11 protein-coding genes are annotated in these 14,814 nt (G+C 60.9%); 2 read left to right on the forward strand and 9 right to left on the reverse strand.

Annotated elements, in window-relative coordinates; translation table 11 throughout:
• Window positions 1-46 precede the first annotated feature (46 nt).
• On the forward strand, window positions 47-1,081 hold the full coding sequence (locus ACP7BN_RS15490; RefSeq protein WP_420648810.1) for an OmpA family protein: 1,035 nt from the start codon (window positions 47-49) through the stop codon (window positions 1,079-1,081).
• Between the two features lie 73 nt (window positions 1,082-1,154).
• On the opposite strand, the gene cobA is transcribed toward ACP7BN_RS15490, so the two are convergent.
• The 8 genes from cobA to ACP7BN_RS15530 all read right to left on the reverse strand — a co-directional run bounded on the left by cobA (window position 1,155) and on the right by ACP7BN_RS15530 (window position 12,793).
• Window positions 1,155-1,934, reverse strand: coding sequence for a uroporphyrinogen-III C-methyltransferase (cobA, locus tag ACP7BN_RS15495; protein WP_426205114.1), 780 nt, complete (start codon window positions 1,932-1,934; stop codon window positions 1,155-1,157).
• Window positions 1,935-1,946: 12 nt separating this feature from the next.
• A complete protein-coding gene (locus tag ACP7BN_RS15500) occupies window positions 1,947-4,661 on the reverse strand; it encodes a molybdopterin-dependent oxidoreductase (protein ID WP_426205115.1) in 2,715 nt (904 codons plus the stop codon).
• On the reverse strand, window positions 4,661-4,978 hold the full coding sequence (gene nirD / locus ACP7BN_RS15505; RefSeq protein ID WP_102900776.1) for a nitrite reductase small subunit NirD: 318 nt from the start codon (window positions 4,976-4,978) through the stop codon (window positions 4,661-4,663). Before nirD ends, ACP7BN_RS15500 begins: the two co-directional genes overlap by 1 nt.
• The gene (gene nirB / locus ACP7BN_RS15510) at window positions 4,975-7,428 is read right to left on the reverse strand and encodes a nitrite reductase large subunit NirB (protein ID WP_426205116.1); all 2,454 of its coding nucleotides are present in this window, start codon (window positions 7,426-7,428) and stop codon (window positions 4,975-4,977) included. The genes nirD and nirB overlap by 4 nt, the downstream gene beginning before the upstream one ends.
• A 300-nt stretch (window positions 7,429-7,728) precedes the next feature.
• Window positions 7,729-9,402: a protein kinase domain-containing protein gene (locus tag ACP7BN_RS15515; RefSeq protein WP_426205117.1), complete on the reverse strand. Its 1,674-nt coding sequence runs from the start codon at window positions 9,400-9,402 to the stop codon at window positions 7,729-7,731.
• A 7-nt stretch (window positions 9,403-9,409) separates the two neighbouring features.
• Complete coding sequence (locus ACP7BN_RS15520; RefSeq protein WP_426205118.1) at window positions 9,410-10,621, reverse strand: nitrate/nitrite transporter; 1,212 nt, start codon at window positions 10,619-10,621, stop codon at window positions 9,410-9,412.
• Between the two features lie 369 nt (window positions 10,622-10,990).
• Window positions 10,991-11,566 (reverse strand): ANTAR domain-containing response regulator, encoded by a 576-nt coding sequence (locus ACP7BN_RS15525; protein ID WP_042558507.1) that lies wholly within the window; start codon window positions 11,564-11,566, stop codon window positions 10,991-10,993.
• A 15-nt stretch (window positions 11,567-11,581) separates the two neighbouring features.
• Window positions 11,582-12,793, reverse strand: a complete 1,212-nt coding sequence (locus ACP7BN_RS15530; RefSeq protein ID WP_426205119.1) for a CmpA/NrtA family ABC transporter substrate-binding protein — start codon at window positions 12,791-12,793, stop codon at window positions 11,582-11,584.
• A gap of 143 nt (window positions 12,794-12,936) precedes the next feature.
• Between ACP7BN_RS15530 and ACP7BN_RS15535 the strand changes: the two genes are divergently transcribed.
• On the forward strand, window positions 12,937-13,965 hold the full coding sequence (locus tag ACP7BN_RS15535; RefSeq protein ID WP_426205120.1) for a quinone-dependent dihydroorotate dehydrogenase: 1,029 nt from the start codon (window positions 12,937-12,939) through the stop codon (window positions 13,963-13,965).
• A 285-nt stretch (window positions 13,966-14,250) separates the two neighbouring features.
• On the opposite strand, the gene rmf is transcribed toward ACP7BN_RS15535, so the two are convergent.
• A complete protein-coding gene (rmf, locus tag ACP7BN_RS15540; RefSeq protein WP_003223300.1) occupies window positions 14,251-14,466 on the reverse strand; it encodes a ribosome modulation factor in 216 nt (71 codons plus the stop codon).
• Between the last annotated feature and the right edge of the window lie 348 nt (window positions 14,467-14,814).

Raw genomic sequence — 14,814 nt, forward strand, 5'->3', positions numbered from 1 at the left:
CCGGTTTGCGGGACTGCTTCACAATCACCAGATGGGGATTTAACGGATGAAACTGAAAAACACCTTGGGCTTGGCCATTGGTTCTTTGATTGCCGCCACTTCGTTCGGCGCTCTGGCACAAGGCCAAGGCGCAGTTGAAATCGAAGGCTTCGCTAAGAAAGAACAATTCGACAGCGCTCGTAACTTCAAGAACAACGGCAACCTGTTCGGCGGCTCTGTTGGTTACTTCCTGACCGACGACGTTGAACTGCGTCTGGGCTACGACGAAGTGCACAACGTACGTGCCAACGACGGCAAGAACGTAAAGGGCGCTAACACCGCTCTGGACGCTCTGTACCACTTCAACAACCCGGGCGACATGCTGCGTCCGTACGTTTCGGCCGGTTTCTCTGACCAGAGCATCGACCAGAACGGTTCGAACGGTCGCAACCGTTCCACCTTCGCCAACGTTGGCGGCGGTGCCAAGCTGTACTTCACCGAGAACTTCTACGCCCGTGCTGGCGTTGAAGCTCAATACAATATCGACCAGGGCGACACCGAGTGGGCTCCTAGCGTTGGTATCGGTGTGAACTTCGGTGGCGGCTCCAAGCCTGCTGCTGCTCCAGTTCCAGCACCAGCTGAAGTCTGCTCCGACAGCGACAACGACGGCGTATGCGACAACGTTGACAAGTGCCCGGACACCCCAGCCAACGTAACTGTTGACGCTGATGGCTGCCCAGCAGTTGCTGAAGTTGTACGTGTAGAGCTGGACGTTAAATTTGACTTCGACAAATCTGTTGTTAAAACCAACAGCTACGGCGACATCAAAAACCTGGCTGACTTCATGAAGCAGTACCCATCCACCACCACTACTGTTGAAGGTCACACTGACTCCGTCGGTCCTGACGCTTACAACCAGAAACTGTCCGAGCGTCGTGCAAACGCCGTTAAGCAAGTTCTGACCAACCAGTACGGTGTTGAATCGTCCCGCGTTCAGTCTGTTGGCTACGGCGAAACTCGCCCAGTTGCTGACAACAAAACTGACGCTGGCCGCGCTGTAAACCGTCGCGTAGAAGCGCAGGTTGAAGCTCAAGCTAAGTAATTAGCTGCCGCTCTGAGGAAAGCCCGGCTTAGGCCGGGCTTTTCTTTGTCTGCGATTTGACTGCCGGTATTTGCTACCGGGCGATCGCGCTCTGAATGTAGGAGCTGCCGCAGGCTCGGGCCGCAATCGGACGATCTTTTGATCCTGCCCGAGCGGCAACGGCACCGATCACCAGAATTGCCGGGCTCTTCAATTCAAATGCACGTGCATCCTCCTCCATAGCCGTCAGATCACTGCGACATTCGCGCTGCTCCGGCAGGGAAGCGTTTTCGATCATCGCCACCGGCGTAGCCGCCGCCATGCCGCCAGCCAACAGCTGCTCACGAATTTCGCTGAGCTTGGCCACACCCATGTAAATCACCAGTGTCGTCCCGCCCTGCGCCAGCGCCTGCCAGTTCAACTGACTGTCGTCCTGCGTGTGCGCCGTGACCAGCGTCACACCACGCGCCACGCCGCGTAACGTCAGCGGAATATCGCATTGCGTCGCCCCGGCCAGCCCGGCGGTGATGCCATTCACCAGTTCCACTTCAATCTCACGCTCACGCAGCCACTGCGCTTCCTCACCACCACGGCCGAAAATACACGGATCGCCGCCCTTGAGCCGCACCACGCATTTGCCTTGGCGCGCGTAGCGCAGCATCAGTCGATGGATGAATGCCTGTGGCGTTGAACGACAGCCACCGCGCTTGCCGACGGCAATGATCCGCGCGCCGGGGCAGTGTTCCAGCACTGCTGCGTTGACCAGATCATCAATCAGCACCACATCTGCCTCGCGCAGCGCACGCACGGCTTTGAGCGTGAGCAATTCCGGATCGCCAGGGCCTGCGCCCACCAGCCAGACTTTCGCGTTCATGATGTTTCCTCTTCAGATGACGGCAACCGGCTGCACATTGGCCGCCAGCAAACGCTTGATTTCCGGGACGCAGGAGCCGCATTGCGTGCCGCAGCCCAATTCTTGTTTCAGCCCCGGCAAGTCCAGACCCCGGCGAATGCCGGCGCAGACTGCGCTTTGGCTGACGTTGTTGCAGTTGCACAGGGTTGTATCCGCAGCGAGCTGCGTTCCGGTGCTGCCCGGTGGCGCACTCATCGGTGCCAGCAGCCAGCGCCGCAACTGCTCGTCCGCGCGGCCCTCCAGCCACAGGCCTTGCAACCAATGTTGCGCAAGGGTTTCGCCAGCGAGGCGAATGGCGGTGATCCGGCCGTTTTCGATGCGTACTCGTTTGCCAATGGCGCGGCGCGGGTCGTCGTAAGCCAGTACCGGCCCGTCAATCAAGCTCAAACATTCGTCAATCTGCCGCAGTAACTGCGGATCTGGCGCAACCGCGCTGGCGGCGCGTATCAGCAATGCAGGGCGTTCCCGGCCGACAAGGCTGAGGCTGACGTAGGAAAACGCCTCACACAGCGGTCGAAGTGTCTCGAAATGCCGTTGAACATCGCCCTCAATCAGAGCGAAAAGCTGCCAAGGCAAATCCACCGTTTCAAGGCGTACGCCGCTGTGTTTGAGTTCGGGTTGTTTCGAGAGGGGGTCAAAGGCCGGCAGTGTCAAAGTGTTCACCCCGCCCTTGAGAAACCGGTCACCCCAGTGCATAGGCAGAAAAGCCTGGCCCGGACGCACACTGTCGTCGCTGCCGACCGCGACAATCACTGTGCCACGACGGCTTTTCAGATTGACCAGATCGCCCGGCTGCAACCGGTGCCGACGCAGTTCGTCCGGGTGCAGACTCAGCACGGCCTCGCTGACGTGTCCGAACAATTGCGCGGCGGTGCCGGTGCGGCTCATGCCGTGCCATTGATCGCGCAGGCGGCCGGTGATCAGGGTCAGCGGGAAACGTGCATCGCGCTGTTCTTTGGCTGCGCGATAAGGATCGGCGACAAATTGCGCGCGACCGCTGGCCGTAGGAAATATGCCGTCGACGTACAGGCGCGTCGTGCCTTGCCGTGCTCCGGCAGGGAACGGCCACTGCTGCGGCCCAAGCTCATCGATCAGCGCATGGCTGATGCCCGATAAGTCCAGATCGCGGCCACGGGTCAGCGCTTTGAACTCATCGAACAGCTGCGTCGGGTGATCAAAGGCAAACAGGCTCGGCTGCTGCGGACGCAGACGTTTCTCCAGGCGTTGTGCGAAATCCACCGTGATCGCCCAGTCCGGCCGTGCTTCACCGGGTGCGACAATGGCCTGGCGCACGTGGGAAATCCGCCGTTCGGAGTTGGTCACCGAGCCTTCCTTTTCGCCCCAACTGGCGGCAGGCAGCAGCAGGTCGGCAAACGCGGCGGTTTCAGTTGTACGGAAAGCTTCCTGCAACACCACGAACGGGCAAGCCTCCAGCGCCGCGCGCACAGCGGTTTGATCCGGCATCGATTGCGCGGGGTTGGTGCAGGCGATCCACAACGCCTTGATCTTGCCGCTGCGCACTTGCTCGAACAGCTCAATCGCACTGAGACCGGAATTTTCTGGCAACGAATCCACGCCCCAATATTCGGCCACTTCGGCGCGATGCTCAGGGTTGGTCGCATCGCGGTGACCGGGCAGCAGATTGGACAAACTGCCGGTTTCCCGTCCGCCCATGGCATTTGGCTGACCGGTCAGCGAGAAAGGTCCTGCGCCGGGCCGGCCGATTTGTCCGGTGGCCAGGTGCAGATTGATCAGCGCGCTGTTCTTCGCGCTGCCAGCGGTGGACTGATTCAGGCCCATGCACCACAACGACAAAAAACTGGGTGAGGTGCCGACCCACTCGGCGCACTGCTGCAATTGCTCTACGCTGATTCCGCACAGCTGGGAAACCATGGTCGGGGTGTAATCGCGCACCAGACCCTTCAGTTCGGCGAGGCCTTCGGTATGTGCGTTGACGAAGTCGCGGTCGATCCAGTCTTCCCACAACAGCAGATGCAAAATCCCGTGGAACAACGCGACGTCTGTGCCCGGCAGGATCGCCAGATGCAGATCGGCGAGGTCGCAAGTGTCGGTGCGCCGTGGATCGATAACGATGACTTTCATCTGTGGACGGCGCGATTTGGCTTCTTCGAGGCGACGAAAAAGTACCGGATGGGCGTAGGCCATGTTACTGCCGACGATCATCACGCAATCGCTCAGGTCCAGATCTTCGTAACTGCACGGCGGCGCATCGGCGCCGAGGCTGCGCTTGTAGCCGACCACTGCCGAGGACATGCACAGCCGCGAATTGCTGTCGATGTTGTTGGTGCCGACCAGCGCCCGCGCCAGTTTGTTGAAGGCGTAATAGTCCTCGGTCAGCAACTGCCCGGAGATGTAGAACGCCACGCTGTCCGGGCCATGCTCGGCGATGGTTTCGGCGAACACCTGAGTCGCATGATCGAGCGCGGTGTCCCAGTCGCAGCGGCTACGCGACAGGCCTTTGCCCAAGCGCAGTTCCGGGTACAACGCGCGCGCCGCCAGGTCGCCGGTCAGGTGCAGGGTCGAGCCTTTGCTGCACAATTTGCCGAAGTTGGCCGGGTGCGCCGGATCGCCGCTGACGCCGAGAATGCGCTCGCCGTCGTGCTCGATCAGGACGCCGCAGCCGACCCCGCAATAGCAGCAGGTCGAGGCGGTCGTCTGGCGGCTCATCAGACGGCATCCCGCAGGGCCAGTTGCACGCGGCCATTTTCCACTCGAGCCGGGTGGTGGTGCGCGCAGCCGATATCCGGGGCCTGGGCTTCGCCGGACTCCAGGTCGATCTGCCAGTTGTGCAGCGGGCAGGCCACGCGTTTGCCGTAGATCAGACCTTGTGACAGTGGCCCGCCCTTATGCGGGCAGCGGTCATCGAGGGCGAAAACCTCATCGTCGCTTGTGCGAAAAATCGCGATGTCACCCTTCGGCCCGGCAATGATCCGCGAACCGAGGGCGTTGATCTCTTCGAGGGCACAGATATCCAGCCAGTTCATGCCGGCACCTCCAGGTTTTTCACAGGAATGACATCGAATTCTTTCTTCAAGTGCGGCTGCGCGAGGCGCTCTTTCCAAGGGTCCTGTTCGAACGACAAGGAGAATTGCAGGCGCTCGTTCAGCGCTTTGCGCCGCTCGGGATCTTCCAGCACAGCCTTCTTGATGTGCTCCATGCCAACGCGCTGCATGTAGTGCACGGTGCGTTCGAGGTAGAAGGCTTCTTCGCGGTACAGCTGCAAAAACGCGCCGTTGTATTCGCGCACTTCTTCGGCAGTTTTCAGCTTGACGAAGAACTCGGCGACTTCGGTCTTGATGCCGCCGTTGCCACCGATGTACATCTCCCAGCCGGAATCGACGCCGATAATTCCTACGTCTTTGATCCCCGCTTCCGAGCAGTTGCGTGGGCAACCGGAGACCGCCAGTTTCACTTTGTGCGGCGACCACATGTTGAACAGGTCGTGCTCAAGTTCGATGCCCAGTTGCGTCGAGTTCTGCGTGCCGAAGCGGCAGAACTCGCTGCCGACGCAGGTTTTAACGGTGCGGATGGATTTGCCGTAGGCGTGGCCGGACGGCATATCGAGGTCTTTCCACACGCCCGGCAAGTCCTGCTTCTTGATCCCCAGCAAGTCGATGCGTTGGCCGCCGGTGACCTTGACCATCGGCACGTTGTACTTGTCGGCGACGTCGGCAATCCGCCGCAGCTCGGACGGATTGGTCACACCGCCCCACATGCGTGGCACCACCGAGTAGGTGCCGTCTTTCTGAATGTTGGCGTGTGCACGCTCGTTGATCAGGCGCGATTGCGGATCGTCCTTGGCTTCGCCCGGCCAGGTTGAGATCAGGTAGTAGTTGAGCGCCGGGCGGCAGGTGGCGCAACCGTTCGGGGTGCGCCAGTTGAGGTAGCTCATGCTGCCGGCGATGGTCAGCAAGTGTTGCTCGCGAATGGCTTGGCGGATCTGCCCGTGGTTGAGGTCGCTGCAACCGCAGATGGCTTTTTCACTTTTCGGTTTGACGTCGGCCGCGCCACCGACGGTATTGATCAGGATCTGCTCGACCAGTCCGGCGCAGGAGCCGCAGGAACTGGCAGCCTTGGTGTGCTTCTTCACGTCATCGACGCTAAACAGCCCGTGTTCCTGAATCGCCTTGACGATGGTGCCTTTGCACACGCCGTTGCAGCCGCAGACTTCGGCGTTGTCGGCCATGCTCATGGCTTTGTCCTGGCCTTGGTGTCCTACATCGCCTAAAGCGTTTTCTCCAAACATCAAGTGATCGCGGATCTCGCCGATGGCGTGATTCTCACGAATCTGTCGGAAATACCAACCGCCATCCGCCGTATCGCCGTACAGACAGGCGCCGACCAGCACGTCATCCTTGATCACCAGTTTTTTGTACACCCCGCCGATCGGGTCGGAGAGGGTGATGGTTTCGGTGCCTTCGCCGCCCATGAAGTCGCCGGCGGAAAACAGGTCGATGCCGGTGACTTTCAATTTGGTCGAAGTCACTGAACCTTGATAACGGGCGAAGCCCAGTTGTGCCAGGTGATTGGCGCAGACCTTGGCCTGTTCGAACAGCGGCGCCACCAGTCCGTAGGCGATGCCACGGTGGCTGGCGCATTCGCCGATGGCGTAGATGCGCGGGTCGTAGGTTTGCAGGGTGTCGTTGACCAGAATCCCGCGATTGCACGGGATGCCGGATTTTTCCGCGAGTTCGGTATTGGGACGGATGCCTGCGGCCATGACCACCAGATCGGCGGGGATGATTTCGCCGTTGTTGAACTGCACCGAGCCGACCCGGCCATTGCCGGCGTCGTGCAGGGCTTGAGTCTGTTCGCACAGGCGAAAGTGCAGGCCACGGGATTCGAGGGCGGTTTGCAGGAGTTGGCCGCTGGTCTTGTCCAGTTGCCGTTCCAGCAACCACTCGCCGATGTGCACCACGGTGACGTGCATGCCGCGCAGCATCAGACCATTGGCGGCTTCGAGGCCGAGCAGGCCGCCGCCGATCACCACGGCGTGCTTGTAGGTTTTTGCGGTGTCGATCATCGCCTGGGTGTCGGCGATGTCGCGGTAACCGATCACGCCCTGCAGAGTGTTGCCGGGGATCGGCAGGATGAACGGGGTCGAACCGGTGGCGATCAGCAGGCGATCGTATTCAGCTTCTGTGCCGTCTTCTGCGATCACGCGACGTTTGCCCCGGTCGATCTCGACCACTTTGCGGTTGAGCAGCAGCTTGATGTTGTTTTCCAGGTACCAGTCGAGATCGTTGAGCACGATCTCTTCGAAAGTTTGCTCACCGGCCAGCACCGGCGACAGCAGGATGCGGTTGTAGTTGGTGTGCGGTTCGGCGCCGAAGACCGTGATGTCGTACAGCTCGTCGCTCAGCTTGAGCAGTTCTTCGAGGGTGCGGACCCCGGCCATACCGTTGCCGATCATCACCAGTTTGAGTTTTTTCATCAGGTTCTCCGGGGAGCTTGGGGCTTGCCTCTTGTGGGCAGTCAGGCCTTGCTCGACAAATAATGCGCAAACAAAAAAAGGCGTCCCGCTAGTTGCCTAGCGAGGACGCCTTTGTCCTGGTCCCGTTCTCTCGGGAAGCCCGGCCTTCGTCGTTGAAGGTTGGACTTTATGTAAGTTGAAACAGGTAATGCAGTGGTTGTGCCAAGTGGCGCAAGCGCCGTGATTAAAGGGCTTCCGTTGTGGGGGCAGGGTTTTCGATGCACCGTCGCGAGGCATCGCGCTCGGTTTTGAAGCGTCGGATCAAGGCTGATGAAACAGCAAATACAGCAGCACCAGATTCCCCAACAACGCCACCAGCGCCAATGTCCGCCAGACCTTCAGCGGCTCCCGCTCCAGCAATGGCCGTGGTCGCACAGTCAAGCTGCGGCGCTCGCCTTGCTCAAGCACCAGCAACCATTCCTCCGCCGTTTCAAAACGCTGCAAAGGCTCCGCCGCGACGCCGCGCTCCAGACTTTGCGCCAGCCACTCCGGCAGATCCGGTCGATAGCGACTGGCACTCACTGATACGCCGAATCGCGGACGCTGAAACGCCTCAATCTCGCCGTAGGGAAAATGCCCGGTAAGCAGGAAATACAAGGTCACACCCACCGCATACAAATCCTGCTGCGCAGCGGGCGCATCCCCGCGAAAGGCTTCCGGCGCGATGAAGCTCGGCGTGCCCGGCAAAGTTGACGGCTTGTCTTCGGACAATCCTTGGCAATACGCCAGACCCAAATCCAGCAGCCGCAACTCGCCGTCATCGCCCAGCAGCAGATTCTCCGGTTTGATGTCGCGGTGCAGGATCTGCCGCCGATGCAGCAGGCCGACTGCACGCAGCAGCCGTTCAGCCAAGTCCTGCCATTGCGCCAAGGGGAGCGGGCCGCTTTGTTCGAACAGTTGCGCCAAAGTCGAGCCGCAATATTCACGCATCACGTAATACAAATGCTGACGTTGAGTCAGCGCGTGCACTTCAGGAAAATGCCGCCCGGCTACACGCTTGAGAAACCATTCTTCCGACAGTAACGCCTGACCTGCCTCCGCATCATCGGCCAGGCGCACAGGCAAGGTTTTCAACAGCCACGGCTGGCCTTGTCCATCGAGTACCCGATACAGCAGCGATTGCTGACTCTGAGCGACGATCCCCTGCACCTGCCAGCCCTCAAAGGTCTGGCCCGGTTTCAAGGACGGCGGCAGCGGCCATTGCTGCAGATGCATCAACGCATCACCAATATTCGCCTCACCCAGCGCATCGACTCGCACCAGTAATGCGCTGGCGTTGTCCTGACTGCCCGCCAGATGCGCAGCGCCGACCAGTGTCTGCGCAGCTGCGGGCAGATCTGGCTGATCCCGCAGAACCGCCGCAATCGCCGTATCCCCCAGCGTCGACCACACGCCATCGCTGAGCAGCACAAAGCTCTCGCCCTCACGCAATTCACCGTCGAGAAAATCCAGCACCAGATGCTGATCCAGGCCCAGGGCGCGCTTGAGCACATGCTGCATGCCCGGCTGATCCCAGACGTGATCGTCGGTGATGCGCTGCAAGGTGTCTGCATGCCAGCGATAAACCCGGCAATCGCCCACATGCGCCAGGGTGAAACGCCTGCCGCGCATGACCAGAGCGCTGACCGTGGTGAGCAGCGGCTGGCCGCCACCATTGGCCTGCAGCCAGCGATTTTGGGCGAGAAGGAGGCGGTCCAGTGCCTGCGCCACGCTCCAGGTTTCCGGGGTGGCGTAGTAGTCCAGCGCCAGTGCCTGCAAGGTCGAGCGCGCGGCGAGCCCGCCATCGGCGCACTGGCTGACGCCGTCGGCGATGGCGAACAGAAAGCCCTTGCTCGCCGCCAGCGCCGGGGCTGGAGTGACCAGACGCAAAGCGTCCTGGTTCTCCGCCCGTGGGCCGGTGGCGCTGGCGTCGGCGAAACTCAGTTGCAGAGCCACTTGGTCCTCAGACCCGCGCAGCGGTCACGGCCGCCGAGCCCCAAGTGGTTCTCCAGCGACGCTTCACGCCATGCAGGCCGAACCACGCCAGCACACCAAGGCTGGCAAACAACCACAGCGCCAGTTGATAGCTGCCGGTGCTCTGCTTGATCGCACCCATTCCCGCCGCCAGAGCAAAACCGCCGATACCGCCGGCCATGCCGATCAGACCGGTCATCACGCCGATCTCGCGGCGAAACCGCTGCGGCACCAGTTGAAACACTGCGCCGTTGCCTGCGCCTAAACCGAGCATGGTGCAGACGAAAAGTGCCAGTGCGGCGTAGGAGCTTGGCAAGTTGAAACCGACCGCAGCAATGCAGATCGCCGCGACGGTGTACATCGCCAGCAGGGTGCGAATGCCGCCGAAACGATCAGCCAGCGCGCCACCCAACGGACGCATCAGGCTGCCGCCGAACACGCAGGCAGCGGTGTAGTAACCGGCGGTTACCGGGCTCAGGCCGTACTGATCGTTGAAATAACCGGGCAGGGCGCTGGCCAGGCCGATGAAACCGCCGAAGGTCACGCTGTAGAAAAACATGAACCACCAACTGTCGCGGTCGCCCAAGGCCTTGAAGTAGTCCCCCATGGATTTGGCTTTCGGCCGCTCAGGAGCGTTTTTCGCCATCCATGCGAAGAGCACCAGCGTCAGGATCAATGGAATCACGGCGAAGCCGAACACGTTACTCCAGCCAAACGCGGCCGCCAGCACGGGTGCGATCAACGCGGCGAGCACGGTGCCAGAGTTGCCGGCGCCGGCAATGCCCAGCGCCTTGCCTTGATGCTCTGGCGGGTACCACTGCGACGCGAGCGGCAGGGCCACGGCGAACGATGCCCCAGCCATGCCGAGGAACAGCCCGAGGATCAGCGCTTGTTCGTAGCTGTGAATTCCCAGTTTCCACGCGCCGAACAGTGCGCAGATGACGATCACCTGGCCGATCAGCCCGGCGGTTTTCGGCGACAGCCGATCGGCGAGCATGCCCATCGCAAAGCGCAGCACGGCGCCAGCGAGGATTGGCGTTGCGACTACGAGGCCGCGCTGTTGCGTGGTCAGGTGCAGGTCGGCGGCGATCTGCACCGCGAGCGGGCCGAGCAGATACCAGACCATGAAGCTCAGGTCGAAATAGAGGAAGGCCGCGAACAGGGTCGGGGTATGGCCGGATTTCCAGAAGCTTTTATTCATCGCGCACCTCAGCTGTAAAGAATCTCGAGAAGGAGTCATTGACCAGCAAGTGGAGCGCCGCCACGGCCGCACCACCGGCCCCGGGCTGTGGGGCCAAAACGCAAAAACGCCGCTACCCGGATCGCTTGTGGGCGAGGAGGGTGAGCGACGTCTTTGTCGTAGGTGGGGCAACCGCCGTTGGTTACCTGTAGTGATTACTTAGCGAGAACTGTGCCAACAGTTCGAGACCGAGTAGCGGCCAATCGCGGGCAAGCCCGCTCCCACAGGTTCTGCGTTAATCACGAACTCTGTGTACGACTAGGAAACCTGTGGGAGCTGCGGTGCGACGATTCGACTTGCGCGATGGGGCCTTCACAGGCACCGCAAACCTCAGCCCAGCAACTCGCTCATGGCAATGATCTGCTCCGCAACCTGAATCAGTTTCTGCTGGCGGCTCATGGCCTGGCGGCGCATCAGCGTGTAGGCCTCTTCTTCATTGCAGTCCTTCATCTTCATCAACAAGCCCTTGGCCAGCTCAATGCGCTTGCGCTCGGCCAATTGCTGGTCGCGGGCATGCAATTGGGCGCGCAGGGCCTGGTCGCTTTCGAAGCGCGCCATCGCCACGTCGAGAATCGGCTGCAAACGTTGTGCGTGAATGCCTTCGACGATGTAGGCACTCACCCCGGACTTGATCGCCTGACGCATCACGCCGGGGTCATGCTCGTCGGTAAACATCACTATCGGCCGTGGTTGGTCGCGGCTGACCAGCACCACTTGCTCCATCACATCGCGGCTCGGTGACTCGGTATCGATCAGGATCACGTCCGGGCGCACCGTTTCGACGCGCGCGGGCAGGTCGATGGTCAATCCCGATTCATCGATGACCTCGAATCCGGCCTCGGTCAACGCGGCTTTCAAGCGCCCGACCTTTTTTGCGGTGTCGTTGATCAGCAGAATGCGCAGCATGTTCGCGATCTCCTGTCAGCGGCGAGCGAGAAGGGCAGCGCTGTCGCTCAGCGCGTGCAATTTGAAACTGCGGGCGTAGCCGGCTGGATCGCTGCCGTCCCAGATTTTGCCGTCGATCAATTGGCTGCTGCGCATATCTCCCGCGCCCGTGGGGACACCGACGGCAGTGGCGGCGTCGCGGTATAACGCAAGTTGCTGCACCTGACGGGCGACGCCGAGGTAATCCGGGTCATCACGCAGCAAACCCCAGCGGCGGAACTGGGTCATGAACCACATGCCGTCCGACAGGTACGGCAGATTGACTGAGCCGTCGCCATGAAAGCGCAGCGCGTGCGGATCTTGCCAGCGATTGCCGAGGCCGTCGGCGTAGTCGCCGGTAAACCGCGGTTCGATACAGGCAACCGGCGCGTCGAGATATTCCGGCGCGCTCAGCAACTGTGCGGTGCTGCGGCGGTTTTCCGGGCTTGCTTCGATGAAACGGCTGGCTTCGAGAATCGCCATCACCAGCGCCCGTGCGGTATTCGGATACTGCTCGACGAAGGCGCGGGTGCAGCCGAGGACTTTTTCCGGGTGATCGGGCCAGATGGTCTGGCTGGTCGCCAAGGTAAAACCGAGATCCTGTTGCACCGCGCTGGCTGCCCATGGCTCGCCGACGCAGAAACCGTCGATACGTCCGGCCTGCAAGTGCGCGACCATTTGCGGCGGCGGCACCACCACGCTGTCGACATCGCGCAGCGGATGAATGCCTTGGCTCGCCAGCCAGTAATACAGCCACATCGCGTGAGTGCCGGTGGGGAAGGTCTGCGCGAAGGTGAGTTTTGCGCGCGAATGGTGCACATGGCGGTCGAGCGCTTCAGGACTGGTCACGCCGAGCCGTTGCAAGCCGTGGGACAGGTTGAGGCTCTGACCGTTCTGGTTGAGGCCCATCAACACCGCCATGTCGGTCGGCGCCACGCCGCCGATGCCCAGATGCACCGCGTAGATCAGGCCATACAGGCTGTGCGCGGCGTCGAGTTCGCCGCTGACCAGTTTGTCGCGCAGATTGGCCCACGAAGTCTGACGCTTGAGGTTCAGCGTCAGGCCGTAAGGCTGAGCGAAGCCCTGCGTGGCGGCGACCACCAGCGAGGCGCAGTCGCTCAGGGCCATGAAGCCAAGATTGATTGCGCTTTTTTCCGGGGCGTCGCTGCCGTTGACCCAGGCCAGCGGCCTGGCAGAAGGTTGAGTCATTCCATGCACCTGCAAAAGCGATCGTGAAATACCGGGGTGCAAGGCATATGCCACGCACAAGGATTTGCGCGTGCGCCTCGCGCCGCAGGGTCATGCCCGGCTATAATCGCCGCCTCTTTTCGCCGCCCGAGTCATCGCCGCCCATGTACACCCTGGCCCGTCAGCTGTTGTTCAAACTTTCCCCGGAAACCTCCCACGACCTGTCGCTGGATCTGATCGGCGCGGGCGGACGTTTGGGCCTCAACGGCTTGCTGTGCAAGGCCCCGGCGCACGTGCCGGTGAATGTCATGGGGCTGGACTTTCCGAACCCGGTGGGTCTGGCCGCAGGTCTGGACAAGAACGGCGCGGCCATCGACGGCTTTGCACAGTTGGGTTTCGGTTTCGTCGAAATCGGCACCATCACTCCGCGTCCGCAGCCGGGCAACCCGAAACCGCGGATCTTCCGCTTGCCGGAAGCCGAGGCGATCATCAATCGCATGGGGTTCAACAACCTTGGCGTTGATCACCTGTTGGCGCGGGTTGCTGCCGCCAAATATAAAGGCGTGCTTGGGATCAATATCGGCAAGAATTTCGACACCCCGGTCGAGCGCGCAGTCGACGACTACCTGATCTGCCTGGACAAGGTTTACGCCCACGCCAGTTACATCACGGTCAACGTCAGCTCGCCGAACACCCCGGGCCTGCGCAGCCTGCAATTCGGTGATTCGCTCAAGCAGTTGCTGGCGGACTTGGCCCAGCGTCGCGCCGAACTGGCGCTGCGTCACGGCAAGCATGTGCCGCTGGCGATCAAGATCGCTCCGGACATGACCGACGAAGAAACCGTGCAGGTTGCCCAGGCACTGATCGAAACCGGGATGGATGCGGTGATCGCCACCAACACCACCCTGAGTCGCGTTGGCGTCGAAGGCATGGAACATGGCGACGAGATGGGCGGTCTGTCCGGTGCGCCGGTGCGTGAGAAGAGCACGCACACGGTGAAAGTGCTGGCGGCGGAGCTGGGCGGTCGTCTGCCGATCATCGCGGCGGGCGGGATTACCGAAGGCAAGCATGCGGCCGAGAAGATTGCTGCCGGCGCGAGCCTGGTGCAGATCTACTCCGGCTTCATCTATAAAGGCCCGGCGCTGATTCGTGAATCGGTGGACGCCATCGCGGCAATGAAAGTCGGACGCTGAATCTGGCAAGGGGCTCTTGTGGCGAGGGGATTTATCCCCGCTCGGCTGCGCAGCAGTCGTCGTTTCTGATCTTTTGATTTATCTGCGGCACCGAGGTGACAGGTTTTGGGGCCGCTGCGCGACCCAACGGGGATAAATCCCCTCGCCACAGAAATAGTGTTGAATGTGATGCATAAAAAAGGGCTCCTCGAAGGAGCCCCTGGGCCGCAGCCCGCCGTCCGGGAGGGACGTGCGTGGTTAAGGTGTAACGTATTCAGATTGTCGTGTCGGAATTAATGCCCTGTGTCAGCCGACGGCGTGAAGTTCGTTGAGTCTGTGGATTCCCGCAGTGCCGGTCATACCGTCCCAGTTGTCGCCGCGTCCTTCTCGCCAGCCGTTGATCCAGGCTTGACGTACCGACGGTAGAGTAAATGGGCAAAGCTCACGGGATTTGCCACCAACGCCATATTGATATCCGCGCAAAAATGCTCTTTCCAACGGATCACGCTTAAGTCTTCTCATAGGGTGTTTCCCTCACTTGTTGACTGTATATGTCGCGTCGACCTCAATTGAGGTCTGGCAGAAAAAAACATCTGCCGTTGGCGGCTCGCTGCCGGCGTGGCGAGCCAAGGTGTTGACGCCGTTGGGACGTCAACCTGAGACAAGTTCTAACCAAAGCGTCACATCGAGGGAATGACCGTTTTGTCATAAGGACGTAACGAAAAAGATGCTATGGCCATAAGTAACAGCGTATTTGCTGAGCGCTTCGTGGCCAAACCCCGGTATGATCGGCACCGCGCTGCATGATGAGGTTAATCCTTTAGTGAGAATGACCCACGTTTACACTGGGGCATTATTCGACGAAGGGTT

The sequence above is a fragment of the Pseudomonas sp. TWP3-1 genome (assembly GCF_049896625.1).
Classification (GTDB): Bacteria; Pseudomonadota; Gammaproteobacteria; order Pseudomonadales; family Pseudomonadaceae; genus Aquipseudomonas.

Bases quoted from the DNA above. Each gene is read 5' to 3' on its own strand.
- ACP7BN_RS15490 (WP_420648810.1), top strand. From the start codon at position 47: ATGAAACTGAAAAACACCTTGGGCTTGGCCATTGGTTCTTTGATTGCC.
- ACP7BN_RS15530 (WP_426205119.1), bottom strand. From the start codon at position 12,793: ATGACTCAACCTTCTGCCAGGCCGCTGGCCTGGGTCAACGGCAGCGAC.
- ACP7BN_RS15535 (WP_426205120.1), top strand. From the start codon at position 12,937: ATGTACACCCTGGCCCGTCAGCTGTTGTTCAAACTTTCCCCGGAAACC.
- ACP7BN_RS15520 (WP_426205118.1), bottom strand. From the start codon at position 10,621: ATGAATAAAAGCTTCTGGAAATCCGGCCATACCCCGACCCTGTTCGCG.
- nirD (WP_102900776.1), bottom strand. From the start codon at position 4,978: ATGAACTGGCTGGATATCTGTGCCCTCGAAGAGATCAACGCCCTCGGT.
- nirB (WP_426205116.1), bottom strand. From the start codon at position 7,428: ATGAAAAAACTCAAACTGGTGATGATCGGCAACGGTATGGCCGGGGTC.
- ACP7BN_RS15525 (WP_042558507.1), bottom strand. From the start codon at position 11,566: ATGCTGCGCATTCTGCTGATCAACGACACCGCAAAAAAGGTCGGGCGC.
- ACP7BN_RS15500 (WP_426205115.1), bottom strand. From the start codon at position 4,661: ATGAGCCGCCAGACGACCGCCTCGACCTGCTGCTATTGCGGGGTCGGC.
- rmf (WP_003223300.1), bottom strand. From the start codon at position 14,466: ATGAGAAGACTTAAGCGTGATCCGTTGGAAAGAGCATTTTTGCGCGGA.
- cobA (WP_426205114.1), bottom strand. From the start codon at position 1,934: ATGAACGCGAAAGTCTGGCTGGTGGGCGCAGGCCCTGGCGATCCGGAA.